This window comes from Roseovarius autotrophicus (assembly GCF_018069895.1).
Lineage (GTDB): Bacteria > Pseudomonadota > Alphaproteobacteria > Rhodobacterales > Rhodobacteraceae > Roseovarius > Roseovarius autotrophicus.
In genome coordinates, this window is the sequence record NZ_JAGQDH010000010.1 from 18495 (window position 1) to 35972 (window position 17478).

Below are 17478 nucleotides of genomic sequence, written 5' to 3' on the forward strand. Positions count from 1 at the left end.
CGCACCAAAGGCCGGCATGGAGCCCGGTCATGGGCGTGCCCGTGCCGGCACCGTCCGGAGTGTTGTATTGAGGTGGCATACCTTTTCCGGGCCTGACCCTGAACAGGCGCCACATGATCTAGGTGGGGTCGTTCAAAATCCCCTCGAATTCCCGCCACTCCCCCTTGGACATGCCACTGTCCTCCTGTGTCACCGCCTCGCCTTTCAGCATCCGGCGCACGCAGGCGAGGGCAGTGGCCGAGAGCGTCGCGCCGCCCATGCGGTAATCCTCGAATGCCTTGTAGGCGAACGGCACCCAGTCGGCGGTGATGCGGCAGATCGCGTCGGCGTAAACCCTGATTTCATACTGTGCGTGTTGGTCTGCCCGCAGCCGCAGGAAATGCAGCAGGTTGTGCAGGTCGGTTTTCCAATACCATTGGGTGTAGATATTGGCGGGCAGGTTCATGCGGGCCAGTTCGCGCGCAAGGCCCTGCTGGCCCTCCTGCCCGATCATCTGCTCGTAATGGTCATAGCAGCGCATCGCATCCCCGCGCAGGATGTCGAGCACACGGGCGGCCTCCTCACCCGAGAGCGCCGCGCCCCGGCCCTGATTGTTGGTGGTCGATTGCGCGGCAAGGTCCTCGGGCGCGGGGATGTAGAATTCTCGGTCGAGGATCGAGTAGCGGGCTGAATATTCGTTGACGTTCGCCGTGCGGTGGCGGATCCACTGGCGCGCCACGAAGACGGGCAGTTTGACATGCAGCTTGATTTCGCACATCTCGAAGGGCGTCGAGTGCCAATGCCGCATGAGATAGCGGATCAGCCCCTCGTCATTTTGCACCGATTTGGTGCCGCGCCCGTATGAGACGCGCGCCGCCTGGCAGATGGCGGCATCGTCGCCCATATAGTCGATCACGCGGACGAAGCCGTGATCGAGAACGGGATGCGCGGTGTAGAGATGCGCCTCCATGCCATCCGCAGTGGCGCGCAGGGTCTGGCGCGAAGTGGCGCGTGCCGCGTCGATTTCGGCCTGTTGCTCTTGGGTCAGCGGCATGACGGCACCTTTCGGAGATGGGGTTTGAGTCGTAGCCCACTATATCTTGCGTGTGGTGGGTGGGCCAAGCCGATATCGGGTGGTATCCAAAGGAAATGACAGGATGGGGATTTGCCCTCGACACCGCCGCCCGCGCGCCTATCCTCGGGGCGACGGGCAAAACGGAGGTCAGTCATGCAAATCCGCTATCTGCACACCATGGTCCGGGTCAGGGATCTGGACGCAACGATGCGTTTCTTCTCGCTTCTGGGGCTGAAGGAGACGCGGCGCTGGGACAATGAGGGGGGGCGGTTCACGCTGGTCTTCATGGCACCCGAGGGGCAGGAGGAGTGCCCGGTCGAACTGACCTGGAACTGGGACGGCGATGAGGGGCTGCCATCGGACAGCCGCCATTTCGGGCATCTGGCCTATGAGGTGGAGAACATCCATGACATGTGCCGCCACTTGCAGGCCAACGGCGTGACGATAAACCGCCCGCCGCGCGACGGGCGCATGGCCTTTGTGCGCAGTCCCGACAACATCTCTGTGGAACTTTTGCAGGCGGGTGATCCCTTGCCGCCCGAAGAGCCTTGGACCAGCATGGAGAATATCGGCCACTGGTAACGACGCAGAGGACTGCGGGACGATCCCCGCTTTCGCGGGGATGGCGGGTTATGTGGTCGGCTGAGCGTCAGTAGATATACCGGATCTGGTCGCTCCAGTAGCGTTCGACGCGGCGCAGGGCCGTTGTCACCTGGTCGAGTCCGTCGGCTCCGAGCACGCCGCGCCCCTCAAGCCCCTCGGCATGGCGCTCGAAGAGCGCGGCGACCAGGTTGCGGATGTTGCGCCCCTTTTCCGTCAGGCGCACGCGCACGGCGCGGCGGTCCACCTCGCATCGCTGGTGGTGCATATAGCCGGTCTCGACCAGTTTCTTCAGGTTGTAGCTGACATTGCTGCCCTGATAGTAGCCTCGCGACTTCAATTCGCCTGCCGTCACCTCGTTCTCGCCGATGTTAAACAGCAAGAGCGCCTGAACGGCATTGATCTCGATGATGCCGACGCGCTCGAACTCGTCCTTGATCACGTCGAGCAGCAGCCGGTGCAACCGCTCCACCAGTGACAGTGCCTCAAGATAGCCGGTGACATAGGCGGCGCGCGATGGTGCGCCGAGGGGTCTCTGAAAACTCATGAACGTGTCCCTTGCGGTGGGTTCGCGAGGGAGCTTGCGGCAAAACCGCCAATAATCGGTTAAATCGGGACGCCAACGTCTAAAATATTCTCTATTTCGGGGTGCAGGCGCGTTGCATGATGTCCGCGATGAGCGTGGTAAAGCGGGCGGGCGCGGGGCCTTGCCGCGTCACCCACTGGTAAAGATCCTGATCGTTTTCCGACAGAAGCGCGTCGAAAAGATCGAGCGCGGGGTCATCCATCGTCTCAAGGCGCGCGCGCGCATAGCGGCCAAGGATGATGTCCATCTCCTTGATTCCACGCCGGTTCGCGCGCATCGTCAGACGGCGCAGGCGGTGCTCGTGGGTTTCCTCACTCACCGGCTTCTTCCTTCAGCTTGGCGCGCAGGGTCTTTTCCAGCCGGGCCAGCCGGTCGGTCGAGGTGACAAGCCGGGTGCGAATGTCGCGCATTTCGGTCAGCATGCCCGAGATGTCGGGCGACAGATCACCCGTCGAGGGCGCGTCCGGTCCTTCGCCCTCGCCCGAGAGCAGCCACAGAAGCGAGACATTCAGAAGTCCCGCCATCATCGACAGCTTGTTGGCGCGTGGCTCGGAAAGGTCGTCCTCCCAGCCCTTGAGCGTCTTCAGCTTGACGCCGAGGCGCTTGGCCAGATCGCTCTGGGTCATGCCCGCGCGTTCGCGCGCGCCGGTGATGCGGTCGCCAAAGGTGGTGGCGTCGGGGTCGAACCAGTGCTCGGTGGTTTCGGTCATTGTTCTCCCTTTCCGGCGATCGTGCTTGATCGGGTCATAGACGCACCCTAAGAGGTTTGGCAGGTAAATTCAAACCGGAGCCGACCATGTCCCGCCTGTCCGCGACGCTTGATCGCGTCAAGCCCTCGCCCACCATCGCCGTGACCACCAAGGCGCAGGAGTTGAAGGCGGCGGGCCGCGACGTGATCGGCCTTGGCGCCGGAGAGCCAGATTTCCCCACCCCTGCGCATATCCGCGCTGCGGGTATCCGGGCCATCGAAGAGGGCAAAACAAAATATACTGCCGTCGATGGTATCCCCGAACTGAAGGCCGCGATCTGTGCCAAGTTCAAGCGCGACAACGGGTTGGACTATATGCCCGCACAGGTCAGCGTCGCCTCGGGCGGCAAGCAGATCCTCTATAATGCGCTGATGGCGACGCTCAATCCGGGGGATGAGGTGCTGATCCCTGCGCCCTATTGGGTCAGCTACCCCGACATGGTGCTCCTCGCTGGCGGCGAGCCGGTGATTGTGCCCGCCGGCATCGAAACCGGGTTCAAGCTCACGCCAGAGGCGCTCGAGGCCGCGATCACGCCGAAAACGCGCTGGTTCATCTTCAATTCGCCGTCGAATCCGACCGGTGCGGGGTATAGCCGGGCCGAGTTGTCGGGGCTTACCGATGTGCTGATGCGCCATCCCCATGTCTGGGTGATGAGCGACGACATGTATGAGCATCTCGCCTATGACGATTTCGCGTTCTGCACGCCTGCCGAGGTGGAGCCGGGGCTTTACGAGCGGACGCTGACCTGTAACGGGGTGAGCAAAGCCTATTGCATGACCGGTTGGCGGATCGGCTATGCGGCCGGGCCGAAGGATCTGATTGCGGCGATGCGCAAGATCCAGTCGCAGAGCACGTCGAACCCCTGCAGCATCAGCCAATGGGCTGCCGTTGAGGCGCTCAACGGCAGCCATGACTTCATCGCCGAGAACAATGCGGCCTTTGTGCGCCGTCGCAATCTGGTGGTGGACCGCCTCAATGCTATTCCCGGCATCACCTGCCCGCGCCCCGAAGGAGCGTTCTATGTCTATCCCTCCATCGCGGGGCTGATCGGCAAGCAGAGCGCGGGCGGCGCGCGGATCGAAACGGATGAGGATTTCGCCACGGCCCTGCTGGAAGAGACCGGCGTGGCGGTGGTGTTTGGCGCGGCCTTCGGGCTTTCACCGAATTTCCGCATCAGCTACGCTACCTCGGACGAGGCGCTGAGCGAGGCCTGCACACGGATCGAGAGGTTCTGCGCCGGGCTGCGATAAGAGGGGCATATGGCGGGCGATCTGCCGGACTATTATTTCCGTGCGCGTGAGAACGGCGCTTTCGTGTTCCGGGTCGATACCGAGAACCGGCAGAGGCGTATCGACATGGACCAGATCGCCGTGGTCAATATCCGCAAGGGCGAGATCAAGCCCCATGGCGAGCGGGAACTGACGCCAGAGGACAGGACCGCGATTGAGGCGTGGATGGCCGAGCGGTTGAAAATCCTCGAATATCGCGACATCGACGATATCCTGCGGGCGGTCGATTGCCTTAACACAACGACCCATTGGGTGCAGGCGAAGGCGACCGATGCGCAGCTTGATCAGGTGATGGATGCGCTGTTGCTGGCCATGCACGATCTGCGCACGGTTCTGGTGCGCAAGAAGGCCGACCGGCTGCTCAAGGACGGCTGACGCAGCCTGCGATCACCTCTGCCGCGCGGGACAGCCCGCCTGACCCGTGGGGAATGTCGAGCGCGCATAAGCCTGCCTCGATCGCCCCGAGCGCGCCGAGGATCATATGGGCATTCACATGCCCCATATGGCCGATGCGGAAAAAGCCGTGCCAGGCCGGATCGCCCGGTTCCGCCATGCCAAGCCCGATACCGAGGGTGACGCCCGCATGGTCCTGCACCCATTGCCGCAAGTCGGAGCCATGCGGCGCGCCGATCCGGAGCGCGGTGACGGCGTGGCTGCGAAAGCCCCGGTCGGCGATGTTCATTTCCAGCGGGCCGGTTGCGCCCCAGGTCTCGCAGGCCGCCCAGATGGCGCGGGCAAGCACCTCGTGGCGGTCCCAGATCGCCTCGATCCCCTCGGCCTTGATCAGATCAAGCGCGGCGCGCAGCCCGTAGAGGTGATGGGTGGGGGCGGTGCCGCCGAAATACTGGTAGAACATTTCCGGCTCGGCGCGGTGCGTCCAGTCCCAGTAGCGCGGGACCGCGCCAATGCGTTTGCGCGCCTCCGCCGCCTTCTCGGAAAACCACACGAAGCCAAGGCCGGGGGGGACCATCAGTCCCTTCTGGCTAGCGGAAATGGTGACATCGACGCCCCATGCGTCCATCTCGAACCGGTCGCAGGCCAGCGACGCGATGCAATCGGCCATCAAGAGCGCGGGGTGGCCGGTGGCATCAAGAACGCTGCGCAGGCCATTGATATCGTTTCGAACAGATGTGGAAGTGTCCACATGGGTCGCCAGCACGGCGCGGATCGTGTGATCTGTGTCCGCGCGCAGCGCGGCCTCGACGCGGCCAAGGTCGAGCGCATCGCGCTTGCCGAAATCGAGCATCTCCACGTTGAGGCCCTGACCGCGCGCCACATCCGCCCAGCCATGGCCAAAACGGCCCGTGGCGGGGACCAGAACCCTGTCGCCTTGGGCCATGGTGTTGGCAAGCGCGGCCTCCCATGTGCCATGGCCGTTGCAGATGTAGATGGCCACGCGGCCTGCCGTGCGCGCCACGGCGCGCAGATCGGGGATGAGGCCCGCCGTCATCTCGATCAATTCGCCCTCGTAGATATTGGGGGCAGAGCGGTGCATGGCGCGCAGCACCTCTTCGGGCATGACCGAAGGGCCGGGGATGGCAAGATAGGCGCGACCGTTGGCAAGGCTCATGGGGACGTCTCCAGAGAGGGTTTTCGGGCGCGACCTTACGCCGGTTTCGGGCGGCGTCAACGGGGGCGCGCGGCTCAGCTGCGAAAGCCTGTGGCGACCACGAATTTCTCGGAACTGTCGGCGCGCGAGGCGGGGGGCTTGACGTTGGCGACCTTGTCAAAGCGCTGTTTCAGCAGCTTTTGCAACTCGCCCTCGGCCCCGCCCGCAAGCACCTTGGACACGAAGGTGCCGCCCTCTTCGAGCACGTCGAAGGCGAAATAGGCCGCCGCCTCGCACAACGCAATGATGCGCAGGTGGTCGGTCTGCTTGTGCCCCGAGGAGGCGGCGGCCATGTCGGACATGACGACATCTGCGCCCCCCCCCAGCCACTCCTTCACCTTTTCGTCGGCCCCGTCTTCCATGAAATCAAGCTGATGGATTTCGGCCCCGGCGACGGGTTCCACCTCTTGCAGGTCGATGCCCAGAACGAAGCCCTGCTTCTTGCCCGGCTTCTGCCCGAGCGCGTTGACGCGCGGCACCGCCACCTGCAACCAGCCGCCGGGCGCGCAGCCCAGATCGACCACCCGTGCCCCCGGCACCAGAAAGCGGTATTTGTCGTCGAGTTCCATGATCTTGTAGGCGGCACGCCCGCGATAGCCTTCGGCCTGCGCGCGCTTGACATAAGGGTCGTTCAATTGCCGTTGCAGCCAGCGTGTCGAGGACGAGCGCCGCCCCCGCGCCGTCTTGACCTTGACCGTCAAATCGCGCAGCCCTCGTCCCGAGGTGTTCTTGCCGTCCGGTCCCTTGGCCATCACGTCTCTCCTTCGTCGAGCACGCCGTCGGCGGCCATCTGCGCGTATAGCATCCCCTCGCGCAGGCCGCGATCGGCGACCGAAAGCCGGTCGGTCGGCCAGCAACGCAACAGCGCCTGAAGGATCGCCGCGCCCGACATGATCAGGGCCTGCCGGTCCAGCCCGATGCGCGGGTCGCGTCGCCGTCCGGCGGGGCCGAGTGCAAGGTAGTTGCGGATCACGCGGTCGATTTCGTCGCTGGTCATGGTCAGACCATCCACCTTGTTGCGGTCGTAACGCTTGAGGCCCAGATGGCTTGCCGCCACCGTGGTGACAGTGCCCGAAGTGCCGACGATCTGAAATCCCTTGCGCGAGGGTTCGTCCTTGTAGGGAGCGAATTCGGCAAGGTTCTCCTCGAAAAACCAGCTCATGAGCGCAAAACGCGCCGCGTCGTCCTCGACATCGCGGAACTGCTCGCGCAGGGTGGCGACGCCGAGCGGCACGCTGATCCAGTCCACCACCTTTGCCGACGGTCCTTCGGTCACCGCATGAAAGCCCAGATGCATCTGCATGATGGCGCGGGCGCGGTCCGCCGGTGGCACCTCGCGCAGGTCGATCCAGACAAGCTCGGTCGAGCCGCCGCCGATATCGACCACAAGCAACTGTTCCGTGCCGGGGCTGACCAGCGGCGCACAGGAAACAACGGCCAGCCGCGCCTCTTCCTCGGGCGCGATGATATCGAGGCGAAGCCCTGTCTCGCGCTCGACCCTTGCCATGAACTCGCGCCCGTTGATGGCGCGGCGGCAGGCTTCTGTCGCAACAAGGCGCATCCGTCCGACCTTGTGGCGGCGCAGCTTCTGATGGCAGACCCGCAGCGCCTGTATCGTTCGGTAGATGGCGGCGCGCGACAGACGACCGGACCGCTCCAGCCCGGCGCCGAGCTGAACGGATTTCGAGAAACTGTCCACCACATGAAACTGACTGCCCTCCGGTCGGGCAATCAGCATGCGGCAGCTATTGGTTCCAAGATCGAGCGCCGCATAAAGCGGAAATCGATCCGGGAGGCTCGGCGCGGGGCTCTCGACCGGCTTCGGGATAGCGCCCGCACCAATCGGACGCTTGGGCGTCATGATGTAACGCCCTCCATTACTAGTTGCGTCAAAGGTAGAGCGATACGGCCCGCCGCGCAAGGGCCGAGCGCGGGACTCAGGCGGGCCGTGCCGTGGGATCCTGGCGGCGGTCGGCATGAAGCGCGCGGCCACGGTGCACGCCTTCGCGCGTGCCCACTTCCGCCAGCCACCGGGCGAAATGCGGCTTGTCGTCAAGCGTCTGCTGCTGCCCCTCCCAGAGCGAGCACCAGCCCCAGAGCGCCATGTCGGCGATGGAGTAGAAATCGCCCGCCACGAAGTGATTGACCGCCAGTTGCCGGTCGAGCACGCCGTAGAGGCGGGCGACCTCGGTGCGGTAGCGGTCCTTGGCGTAGGGGATGTCTTCTTGTGCGAACTTGAGAAAATGATGCGCCTGACCGGCCATCGGACCGACGCCGCCCATCTGCCACATCAGCCATTGCTCGACCGCGATCTGCTCGCGCTCGGTCTCGCCCAGAAAGCGCCCGGTCTTGCGCGCGAGATACATGAGGATCGCGCCGGATTCGAAGATATGGATCGGCGCGCCGTCGGGCCCTTCGGGATCGGTGATCGCGGGGATGCGGTTGTTGGGCGAGATGGTGAGAAACGCGGGCGCGTGCTGATCGCCCGCGCCGATGTCAATCAGGTGGCAGCGATAGGGCAGGCCCATTTCCTCGAGTGCGATGGAGATTTTCCAGCCGTTCGGTGTGGGCCAGTAATAGAGGTCGATCGGGTCTTGCATGGCGTCCTTCCGTCCGGCTGTGCGCGGTTTCAGAATGACGCTTTGCGGCCCATTGGCAAGTGCAGTCGCATCTCGGGCAGGAGTCGCGACCAGCGCGGCGCGGCGCGTTCGGGCAGGGCGGCGCGAAGCTGTGCGATCGACAGGCGGTCCGGGTCGCGCAGAAGGGCCGCGTAGAAATCGAGCGCGCCGGGACGGGTATAGGCGGACCAGTGGCAGATGCGCGTGGCGGGGGGCGCCACGTCATATCCTGCGCGGTTCAGGACGTCGAGCGTGCCGGGATCGTCGAGTTGCAGGGTAAGAACATTGGCCCCGGTCGGCAGCGCGAGTCCCAGGCTGCGGTCGCCGCGCGCGGGGGCCGGGATGAGACATTCGAGCAGGAAATCGTAAACATCGTTCTCGCGCGTGGTGACGTTGATGATCTCTGCCGCGTGGCCTGCGGGGCTGGCCAGGGCCTGCGCCGCGTGGTGGCCGAATTCGGCCCCCGCCAGCAGAATGGCGCGGTCGATCGCGCCCGGCTTCAGGTGTGACAGCGCCGAGAGCACCACCCGCGCACCAAGGGAATGTGCGATGGCGTGGACCGGGCGATGCGGCGCACGGGCTTGCAAGACGTTGATCGTGGCTGCGAGCGCCTCTCCGGCGTGGACGGCCTCTCTGTATGCCTGCCAGAGCGTGCCGCGCGCGTTCCAGCCGAAGCCCAGGGCGAGACCTTCGTCGCCTCGGGTGCCGTCAAAGCCCAGACCACGCGGCCAGGATACCACCTTGAAGCACTCACGCTCGGGCGCGAGAGAAAATATCTGGCGATGGGGGCATTCGCTGGCATGGCCGGGGGCGTATCTGAACCCGTGCACCATGATGATGACCGGCCCCGATCCGGCATCAAGCGCCCAGGTCGGCAGGTGGTCCCCGGTATTTACATGAACGAGCGGCATGTCCACCGATCCCTACAACATCTTGTGTCGAGGAATTAGGCGCGCCATATGTCGGCACCGCGACGCTTTGATAAAACTACGGTGACAGAGTTGACGCAGCCCGGACCTGTGGTTAAAGCGCCGCATGTGGCGCTTTGTTACCGGATTGCGGGCCACGTTAAACAACTCCGCTAAAAGGTCAGGAGAAAGCCCCCTTTCGCTTGGCCGCGGGCGGGGCTTTTTCGGTTGGGCCGCGCGCCCGGAGGACGGATATGAAGACACGCACGAAACTGGTCCATGGCGGCACGCGGCGCAGCCAATACAACGAGGTAAGCGAGGCGATTTTCCTCACGCAGGGTTTTGTCTATGACAGCGCCGAGGCGGCTGAGGCGCGGTTCATCAAGGCGGGACCGGACGAGTTCATCTATGCCCGCTACGGCAATCCTACGGTGGCCATGTTCGAGGAACGCATCGCCGCGCTTGAGGGGGCCGAGGACGCCTTTGCCACGGCAAGCGGCATGGCGGCCGTCTCGGGCGCGCTGACCTCGATGCTGCGGGCGGGCGATCATGTGGTCTCGGCGCGGGCGCTGTTCGGCTCGTGCCTCTATGTGCTGGAGGAGGTTCTCACGCGGTTCGGCGTCGAGGTGACATTCGTGGATGGCACCGACCTTGACGCGTGGCGCGCGGCGATCCGGCCCGGCACGAAAGCCGTATTTTTCGAGACTGTCGCCAACCCGACGCTGGAGGTGATCGACATCGCCGCCGTGGCGGAACTGGCCCATGCGGCGGGGGCGCTTGTGGTGGTGGACAATGTCTTTGCCACGCCGGTCTATTCCGATGCCATCGCTCAGGGGGCCGATGTGGTGATCTATTCGGCCACCAAGCACATCGACGGACAGGGGCGCTGTCTGGGCGGGGTGGTTCTGGGCGGCCGCGAGTTCATCCGCAAGACGCTTGAGCCCTACATGAAGCACACCGGCGGCGCGCTCTCGCCGTTCAACGCCTGGGTCATGCTCAAGGGGCTTGAGACGATCGACCTGCGGGTGCGCGCGCAATCGGCCAGCGCGCAGGCGATTGCCGAGGCGCTTTCGGGTGACGCGCGGTTGCGGGTAATCTATCCGGGGCTTGGGGATCATCCGCAGCACGCGCTGGCGATGCGGCAGATGGGGCAGGGGGGCACGGTGCTGTCGCTCGATCTGAAGGGCGGGCAGGCGGCGGCGTTCCGGTTTCTCAATGCGCTTGAAATCGTGATCATCTCCAACAACCTGGGCGATGCGAAATCCATCGTGACGCACCCGGCCACCACCACCCACCAACGACTGCCGGCGGAACAGAAGGTCGTGCTCGGCATCACGCCGGGGCTGGTGCGGCTCAGCGTGGGGCTGGAGGATGCGGAGGACCTGATCGCCGATCTGCGGCATGCGCTTGACGCGGCGGGGTAGAAAGACCTGACGGAAATGATCCGGCCTGTCGCCTTTGGCGTAAGAACTTACGTGAATGGCAATTTCGGGGGAAACGGCTTATGTTTCTCTCGTGACGAGCGGACAGGGAAATTTTTGAATGAACATGCATCCCTCTGACATGCTGCCGGTTCCCGACCGGGACGAGGCGAAACAGGCGCTTGCGCGGCTCCGGGCGTGGGCGTCCTCGGCCACCGCCGAAGAGGTGGCCGACCTCGATCCGGCGATCGCGCGTCTTTTACCCGAGGCGACCCTGACGAACTATCCCGCCATGGCCCGTGACTATCCCGAAGGTTTCGAGGTGGACGACGCCTATCGCGCCTCGCTGCCCGACCTTCAGAACGGCCCGGCCTCGCTCATCCGGGGCACGAAACAGCAGTTACAGCATGTGGGGATTTCCAACTTCCGCCTGCCGATCCGCTTTCACACCCGCGACAATGGCGATCTCACGCTTGAGACATCCGTTACCGGCACGGTCAGCCTGGAGGCGGGCAAGAAGGGCATCAACATGTCGCGCATCATGCGCAGCTTTTACAAGCATGCCGAAAAAACCTTCAGCTTCGAGGTGATGGAGGCGGCGCTTGATGATTACCTGACCGATCTCGACAGCGGCGAGGCGCGGTTGCAGATGCGGCTGTCCTACCCGATGAAGCTGCGGTCGCTGCGCTCTGGTCTCGAGGGCTATCAGTATTACGACATCGCGCTGGAACTGGTGGAACAGGGCGGGGTCAAGCGCAAGTTCGTGCATCTCGATTATGTCTATTCCTCGACCTGCCCCTGTTCGCTGGAGTTGAGCGAGCACGCGCGCGCCACGCGCGGGCAGCTTGCGACACCACATTCGCAACGCTCGGTCGCACGTCTCTCGATCGAGGTGGTCGCGGGCGGTTGCTTGTGGTTCGAGGACCTCATCGACCTCGCGCGTCGCTCCGTGCCGACCGAGACGCAGGTCATGGTCAAGCGCGAGGACGAGCAGGCTTTTGCCGAGTTGAACGCGGCCAACGCGATCTTTGTCGAGGATGCCGCGCGGCTTTTCTGCGAGCAGTTGCTGGCCGATCCGCGCATCGGCGATTTCCGCGTAGTGGCCAGCCATCAGGAAAGTCTGCACAGTCATGACGCGGTCAGCGTGCTGACCGAGGGCGAGACCTTCGCCGCAACCAGCCTTGATCCGCGCCTGTTCCAGACGCTTGTTCACGGCGGCTAGGCGCGCTGCCCGGTTTTTGGGCAGTCCAGGAGCCCTGCTGGCGGCATTTTGCTGCATATGCGAAATGTGATTTGACCTCGCGGCATTTTGCTGCAACGCAGCATTGGACCTGCGTTAGACGCGTGTCACCTGTCTGCGCCATAATGGCCGACACCTGACAAAGAGGATCAAGGAACATGTTTACACCCGATCTGCCGCTCAAGCTGTCTGCCGCCAGCATTCGGCTGACCGGCTATATGGTCGAAAGCCAGTTGCGCATTGCCCGGATCATGACCGAGGCGGGATTGCGCGCGACGCCCTTGGGGCCGCTTTTCAAATCGCAGGAGGCTCCGGCCACACGCGCCATCGCCCCGGCCAAGCCGCGCGCCGCGCGCCCCGCCGTCAAACCTGTCGTCAAGCCGGCTCTGAGCCCGGTCAAGGACGCGGCCCCCGCGCCCAAGCCCGCCCCGAAAGCCAAAGAAGCGCCAGTCGCTTCACCCGAAGCCAAATCCGCCCCCGCGCCCAAGCCTGCGCCGAAAGCGGAAGTGGCCGCCGCGCCCAAGCCCAAGGCCGAGGCCGCCCCGGTCAAACCGGCACCCACCGCTGCCAAGGCACAGGCCGAGATTGCCAAGCCCGAGGTCGCCAAGGCCGAAGCCCCCGCCGCGCTCAAGCGCCCGCGTGCGCCTTCGGCACCGCCCGCATTGCCCGAACGCGCGGCAAAAGCCGATACGGAATAAGTCCTTGCTGGCCGGGATGCAGCAGATGCAACCCGGCCATTCCGTTTTGGCGCTCGTCATGTCAGTGGCTATGACCTAATTAGATCGCAGGGAGGAAACGCATCACATCCGTGAGGTTTCCAAATGGCATACATATCCACGAATATCACATCTGCCCCGCTGCGCGCTTTCTGGAAGGGCTTTGTCGCCGCGCTTGAAAGATCCTGCGAACGGCACGCGCAAGTGCAGAGCCGTCGCGCCCGGATCGAGGCGCTCGAGGCGAAATCCGATGAGGAACTCGCCCGGATTGGCCTCCGCCGGGACGATATCGCCTATCATGTCTTCAAGGACCTTTTCTACGCCTGAACAAGACGAGACAATCTGTCCCCGCCCGCGTCATGGCGCGGCGGGGACGATGTTTTTGCTGCACCGCAGCGGAAATCCGCGCAAGACGCGCCGCATCCCGCGAAATTTCCGGCGGGATGCGCTATATTGACAGTCAGGGAGGGGACCCTCGCAAGCGACGATAAGGGGACCCAATGACCGCAGACATCGTGCATACCCGTTTTCTGCCCGCCGGCTGGCGGCGTGATCTAGACCTGTTTCTGACCGAACGCGCGCCGGGCATGAATGGCTACATGCTGTCGCGACGCCGGATTGACAGCGTGATGCGCCTCCAGGCGCTCAGCGACCGTGATCTTGCTGCGATGGGGCTGCAGCGCGCCGATATTCCGGCTTTCGTGTTCGAGGATGTGCTGCCCGATCAGCTCTGAGACAGCGCCGCCCAAGCCGCTTGACAGGCGCGCGGGCTGACGCCAAGGCTGCGCTCCATGTTTGACGTGCGCCCCGTGGGATATCTTGTCGGGCTGATGGTGATGGCCATGGGCCTTACCATGGCCTTGCCACTTCTGGTGGATCTCGCCGAAGGGCGTGAGCATTGGCCCGTTTTCGCCGAAAGCATGATCGTGACCTGCCTCGCCGGGGGGCTGGTGGCGCTGTCCTGCCGCAATTCGGTGGGGCAGGGGCTGAACATCCAGCAGGCGTTTCTGCTGACAACGACGGTCTGGGTGGCGCTGCCGCTTTTCGGCGCGATGCCCTTCATGCTGGGCGAGACGCAGCTTGGCTTTGTCGATGCGTTCTTCGAATCGATGTCGGGGATGACCACGACCGGCACCACGGTCATCGCCGGGCTTGATGATCTGCCCAAGGGGATCCTGCTGTGGCGCGGCATCCTGCAATGGCTGGGCGGGCTTGGCATTGTCATCGTGGCGCTGGTGTTCCTGCCCGAAATGCGGGTGGGCGGGATGCAGTTCTTTCGTTCCGAGGGGTTCGATACCTTCGGCAAGGCGCTGCCGCGCACGATCGATATCTCGAAAGGGGTGCTTAACGTCTATCTGGGCCTGACGGTTGTCTGCACGGCGACCTATCTCGCGCTTGGCATGGGGGCGTTCGATGCGACGGTGCACGCGCTGACCACAGTCTCGACCGGGGGATTTTCCACGACCGATGCCTCGTTCGGTGCCTTTCCCGGTGCACCGCAATATGCCTGCGTGGTGTTCATGGTGTTGGCCAGTCTGCCGTTCGTACGGATGATGCAGGGTGTGCAGGGAAACCTGCGGCCGCTGCTGCAGGATACACAGGTGCGTACCTATATCCGCTGGCTGTTCTATTCCTTTGCGCTGCTGGCGGCCTATGACATTCTTGCGCTCGGAAATTTCGATGAGGCGCGGCTGCGTGAGCGGCTGTTCAACGTGGTGTCGCTGTTTTCCGGCACGGGCTATGGCGACGGCGATGTGACGGCCTATGGCCACTTTTCCTTTGCCATCCTGATCATCGTGGGGGCGATCGGCGGCTGCACCGGCTCCACCGGCTGTTCGATCAAGATCTTCCGCTACCAGCTCATGCTGCGCGCGCTCGGCCAGCAGGCGCGGCGGATATTCCATCCCTCCTCGGTCATGGTGCTGCGTCATGAGGGGCGGCAGGTCGAGGATGAGGTGCTGCAATCGGTGATGCTGCTCTTTACCGTCTATATCCTGTCGCTCGGGTTCTTTTCTGTGGCGTTGGAACTGACCGGGCTGACACTGATGGAATCGGTCACCGGCGCGTGGACGGCGATCTTCAACATCGGTCCCGCCTTCGGGCCAAGCGTGGGCGATACCGGCTCGGTTCAGGCCTTTCCCGAGATGGCGAAGGCGCTGATGATCGCGGCCATGCTGATGGGACGGCTGGAAATCATCGCCGTCATCGTGCTTCTGCTGCCACGCTTCTGGCGCCCCTGAGCCGGCCTGACCGGCCCGGCTCACCCCTGGCGGGCAAGGTCCATCTGGAAAGAAGACTGGTGCCGCTGAAGGGACTCGAACCCCCGACCCCATCATTACGAATGACGTGCTCTACCAGCTGAGCTACAGCGGCACTCTTCTCGACAGGCGCGCCGGAGCGGGCCTTGTGCGACCGAGCGTCTATACGCTCTGTTCCGACCGTGCAAGGGGTTTTGCGCGCCTGTCACCGCAAGTGCGGGGGGGGCTCATTCGTCCGGGCCGGGGGCGCGGGCAGATCGGCCTCGCGGGCTGCGACAACGCCGCCCGCGCCGGCGACGGCGCAGGTGATGAAAACCTCTCGGGGCATGGTAAGGGGCATGGTGGCTCATTCCGTCAGGTTGCGGGGCGCGCACGGGGCGCCTCAGCGGCGTTCCTCGGTCTTGGCAGCGTTCCAGAGCGCGTCCATTTCCGCAAGATCGCTGTCCTCGGGGCGGCGTCCATCTTCGGCCAGACGTCCCTCGATCCACTCGAAACGGCGGGTGAATTTGGCGTTGGCGCGGCGCAGCGCGGCCTCGGGGCAAAGCCGCATGTGCCGCGCGAGATTGGCCATGACGAAAAGCAGATCGCCGAATTCGTCTTCGATCCTGTCGGGATCGGCCTTTGCTGCCGCCTCATGCAGTTCCTCAACTTCCTCTCGTATCTTGTCGAGAACATGAGAGGAGTCGGGCCAGTCGAACCCCACCCGCGCGGCGCGCTTTTGCAATTTCACCGCCCGCAGCAGCGCAGGCAGGCCAAGCGCCACGCCCTCGAGCGTGCCGCGCCGCCCCTCTGATGCGCGCTCGGCGGCCTTGACCGTCTCCCAGTCGCGGGTCTGTTGCTCGACTGATTTCTCTCGGCTTTCATTGCCGAACACATGCGGGTGCCGCGCCACCATCTTGTCGGAAATGGCATTGGCCACGTCCTCGATGTCGAACAGCCCCTTGTCGCGCGCGATCTGCGCGTGAAACACCGCCTGCAACAAGAGGTCGCCCAGTTCCGAGCGCAGTTCCTGCCAATCGCCTCGTTCGATGGCGTCGGCGACTTCGTATGCCTCTTCAATGGTATAGGGGGCGATGGTGGCGAAATCCTGTTCGATATCCCAGGGACAGCCCGTCTCTGGATCGCGCAGCCGCGCCATGATCGCGATGAGCCGGGGCAGCCCGCCGCGCGCGTCATGAATAAGGGCATCGTCAACCATTGCAGCGCCTTCGTCTTTGCGGTTGAGTGCACCCTGACCTGTGAGAGGGGGGAGAGTCCAGCCATGGCCGTGATCAACCGAATTGCCGGTTTTGCCGGAGACATGACCGCCTGGCGGCGGCACCTGCACGCCCATCCCGAGATCGGGCTGGACTGCCATGAGACGGCGGCGTTTGTGGTCGAGCGTCTGCGTGAATTCGGCGTGGACCGGATCGAGACAGGGGTGGCGCAATCCGGCGTGGTGGCGGTGATCGAGGGGCGCGGGGACGGTCCCGCCATTGGCTTGCGCGCCGATATGGACGCGCTGCCGGTGGCGGACCTGAGCGGCACCGATCACGCCAGCACCGTGCCGGGGCGTGCCCATGCCTGCGGTCATGACGGTCATACCACGATGCTGCTTGGCGCGGCGAAATATCTTGCGGAAACAAGGAACTTCGCCGGACGCGCGGTGCTGTTCTTCCAGCCCGCCGAGGAGGGGCCGGGCGGCGCGCGGCTGATGGTGGAGGAGGGCGCGCTTGACCGGCACGCGGTGCGCGAGGTCTATGCGCTGCACACCCTGCCGGGCGCGCCCGAGGGCCGGTTCGAGACCACGCCGGGGCCGATCATGGCCGCCGTCGATACGCTCCATATCCATGTGATCGGGCAGGGCGGCCATGCCGCCCTGCCGCATGAGACACGCGATCCGATCCCGGCGGCGGTGGCGATGGTGCAGGCGATCCAGACCATCGTGACGCGCGACCGTGACCCACTGGATGATCTGGTGATCTCGGTCACGCAGATCCACGCGGGCAGCGTCGATAACGTGATTCCTGACCGGGCCTATGTGGGGGCGAGCATCCGCACATTCTCGGGCACCGTGCAGGCGATGGTGCATCGCCGGTTGCGCGAGGTGGCCGAGGGGGTGGCCGCGGCGCATGGGGTGCGCGCGGAGGTGGAGATCGACCTGGGCTATCCGCCGACGGTGAACGAGGTGCAAAGCACCGCCTTCGCCGTCGAGGTCGCGCGCGAGGTGGCGGGCGAGGGGGCGGTGGTCGCGGATCGCACCCGCGAGATGGGAGCCGAGGATTTCGCCTATATGCTGGCCGCGCGGCCCGGCTCATATCTGTTTCTGGGGCAGGGCGCGGGGCCGGGGCTGCACCATCCGGGCTTCGATTTCAACGATGCGGTGGCCCCGGTCGGCGCGTCGTTTTTCGCGCGGCTGATCGAGCGGGCGTTGCCGCTGCGGGACTGAGC

Annotated in this window: 20 protein-coding genes, 1 tRNA gene and 1 riboswitch; of the genes, 10 read left to right on the plus strand and 11 right to left on the minus strand. The window is 64.5% G+C overall.

Annotation, left to right across the window (positions count from 1 at the left end; all coding sequences use genetic code 11):
- Positions 1 to 118 precede the first annotated feature (118 nt).
- Complete coding sequence (gene thyX / locus KAK09_RS11735; protein WP_210879132.1) at positions 119 to 1033, minus strand: FAD-dependent thymidylate synthase; 915 nt, start codon at positions 1031 to 1033, stop codon at positions 119 to 121.
- Positions 1034 to 1207: 174 nt separating this feature from the next.
- Between thyX and KAK09_RS11740 the strand changes: the two genes are divergently transcribed.
- Positions 1208 to 1636, plus strand: coding sequence for a VOC family protein (locus tag KAK09_RS11740; protein WP_210879133.1), 429 nt, complete (start codon positions 1208 to 1210; stop codon positions 1634 to 1636).
- A 67-nt stretch (positions 1637 to 1703) separates the two neighbouring features.
- Here KAK09_RS11740 and KAK09_RS11745 read toward each other — a convergent pair whose 3' ends face one another.
- The 3 genes from KAK09_RS11745 to KAK09_RS11755 form a co-directional block, all read right to left on the minus strand.
- Positions 1704 to 2201, minus strand: coding sequence for a MarR family winged helix-turn-helix transcriptional regulator (locus KAK09_RS11745; RefSeq protein ID WP_210879134.1), 498 nt, complete (start codon positions 2199 to 2201; stop codon positions 1704 to 1706).
- A 91-nt stretch (positions 2202 to 2292) separates the two neighbouring features.
- On the minus strand, positions 2293 to 2517 hold the full coding sequence (locus tag KAK09_RS11750; protein ID WP_210879207.1) for a succinate dehydrogenase assembly factor 2: 225 nt from the start codon (positions 2515 to 2517) through the stop codon (positions 2293 to 2295).
- 34 nt (positions 2518 to 2551) lie between these two features.
- Positions 2552 to 2950 (minus strand): helix-turn-helix domain-containing protein, encoded by a 399-nt coding sequence (locus KAK09_RS11755; protein ID WP_210879135.1) that lies wholly within the window; start codon positions 2948 to 2950, stop codon positions 2552 to 2554.
- A gap of 86 nt (positions 2951 to 3036) precedes the next feature.
- On the opposite strand from KAK09_RS11755, the gene KAK09_RS11760 reads away from it, so the two are divergent.
- Together KAK09_RS11760 and KAK09_RS11765 are read left to right on the plus strand one after the other, a co-directional pair.
- Positions 3037 to 4239, plus strand: a complete 1203-nt coding sequence (locus KAK09_RS11760) for a pyridoxal phosphate-dependent aminotransferase (RefSeq protein WP_210879136.1) — start codon at positions 3037 to 3039, stop codon at positions 4237 to 4239.
- Between the two features lie 9 nt (positions 4240 to 4248).
- A complete protein-coding gene (locus KAK09_RS11765; protein ID WP_210879137.1) occupies positions 4249 to 4653 on the plus strand; it encodes a hypothetical protein in 405 nt (134 codons plus the stop codon).
- Here the strand turns inward: KAK09_RS11765 and KAK09_RS11770 are convergent.
- The 5 genes from KAK09_RS11770 to KAK09_RS11790 all read right to left on the minus strand — a co-directional run bounded on the left by KAK09_RS11770 (position 4640) and on the right by KAK09_RS11790 (position 9416).
- The gene (locus KAK09_RS11770) at positions 4640 to 5848 is read right to left on the minus strand and encodes a pyridoxal-phosphate-dependent aminotransferase family protein (RefSeq protein ID WP_210879138.1); all 1209 of its coding nucleotides are present in this window, start codon (positions 5846 to 5848) and stop codon (positions 4640 to 4642) included. The two genes, KAK09_RS11765 and KAK09_RS11770, sit on opposite strands and share 14 nt — an antisense overlap.
- Positions 5849 to 5922: 74 nt before the next feature.
- Positions 5923 to 6639 (minus strand): RlmE family RNA methyltransferase, encoded by a 717-nt coding sequence (locus KAK09_RS11775; protein ID WP_210879139.1) that lies wholly within the window; start codon positions 6637 to 6639, stop codon positions 5923 to 5925.
- Positions 6639 to 7748 (minus strand): Ppx/GppA phosphatase family protein, encoded by a 1110-nt coding sequence (locus KAK09_RS11780; protein WP_210879140.1) that lies wholly within the window; start codon positions 7746 to 7748, stop codon positions 6639 to 6641. Before KAK09_RS11780 ends, KAK09_RS11775 begins: the two co-directional genes overlap by 1 nt.
- Positions 7749 to 7824: 76 nt before the next feature.
- A complete protein-coding gene (locus KAK09_RS11785) occupies positions 7825 to 8487 on the minus strand; it encodes a glutathione S-transferase N-terminal domain-containing protein (RefSeq protein WP_210879141.1) in 663 nt (220 codons plus the stop codon).
- Positions 8488 to 8516: 29 nt separating this feature from the next.
- The gene (locus KAK09_RS11790) at positions 8517 to 9416 is read right to left on the minus strand and encodes an alpha/beta hydrolase (RefSeq protein ID WP_210879142.1); all 900 of its coding nucleotides are present in this window, start codon (positions 9414 to 9416) and stop codon (positions 8517 to 8519) included.
- Between the two features lie 116 nt (positions 9417 to 9532).
- Positions 9533 to 9610, plus strand: a riboswitch (SAM riboswitch).
- A gap of 57 nt (positions 9611 to 9667) precedes the next feature.
- On the opposite strand from KAK09_RS11790, the gene metZ reads away from it, so the two are divergent.
- The 6 genes from metZ to KAK09_RS11820 all read left to right on the plus strand — a co-directional run bounded on the left by metZ (position 9668) and on the right by KAK09_RS11820 (position 15030).
- On the plus strand, positions 9668 to 10837 hold the full coding sequence (gene metZ / locus KAK09_RS11795; protein ID WP_210879143.1) for an O-succinylhomoserine sulfhydrylase: 1170 nt from the start codon (positions 9668 to 9670) through the stop codon (positions 10835 to 10837).
- 118 nt (positions 10838 to 10955) lie between these two features.
- Positions 10956 to 12056, plus strand: a complete 1101-nt coding sequence (folE2, locus tag KAK09_RS11800; protein WP_210879144.1) for a GTP cyclohydrolase FolE2 — start codon at positions 10956 to 10958, stop codon at positions 12054 to 12056.
- A gap of 176 nt (positions 12057 to 12232) precedes the next feature.
- Positions 12233 to 12772, plus strand: a complete 540-nt coding sequence (locus KAK09_RS11805; RefSeq protein WP_210879145.1) for a hypothetical protein — start codon at positions 12233 to 12235, stop codon at positions 12770 to 12772.
- Between the two features lie 123 nt (positions 12773 to 12895).
- The gene (locus KAK09_RS11810; RefSeq protein WP_210879146.1) at positions 12896 to 13117 is read left to right on the plus strand and encodes a hypothetical protein; all 222 of its coding nucleotides are present in this window, start codon (positions 12896 to 12898) and stop codon (positions 13115 to 13117) included.
- 173 nt (positions 13118 to 13290) lie between these two features.
- On the plus strand, positions 13291 to 13524 hold the full coding sequence (locus KAK09_RS11815) for a DUF1127 domain-containing protein (protein WP_210879147.1): 234 nt from the start codon (positions 13291 to 13293) through the stop codon (positions 13522 to 13524).
- A gap of 57 nt (positions 13525 to 13581) precedes the next feature.
- Positions 13582 to 15030, plus strand: coding sequence for a TrkH family potassium uptake protein (locus KAK09_RS11820; RefSeq protein WP_210879148.1), 1449 nt, complete (start codon positions 13582 to 13584; stop codon positions 15028 to 15030).
- 57 nt (positions 15031 to 15087) lie between these two features.
- Here KAK09_RS11820 and KAK09_RS11825 read toward each other — a convergent pair.
- Together KAK09_RS11825 and mazG are read right to left on the minus strand one after the other, a co-directional pair.
- Positions 15088 to 15163, minus strand: a tRNA-Thr gene (locus tag KAK09_RS11825).
- A gap of 267 nt (positions 15164 to 15430) precedes the next feature.
- Positions 15431 to 16246, minus strand: a complete 816-nt coding sequence (gene mazG, locus KAK09_RS11830; protein WP_210879149.1) for a nucleoside triphosphate pyrophosphohydrolase — start codon at positions 16244 to 16246, stop codon at positions 15431 to 15433.
- Positions 16247 to 16309: 63 nt separating this feature from the next.
- Between mazG and KAK09_RS11835 the strand changes: the two genes are divergently transcribed.
- Entirely contained in the window at positions 16310 to 17476 is a 1167-nt protein-coding gene (locus KAK09_RS11835; RefSeq protein WP_210879150.1) for a M20 aminoacylase family protein, read from the plus strand.
- Positions 17477 to 17478: the final 2 nt, after the last annotated feature.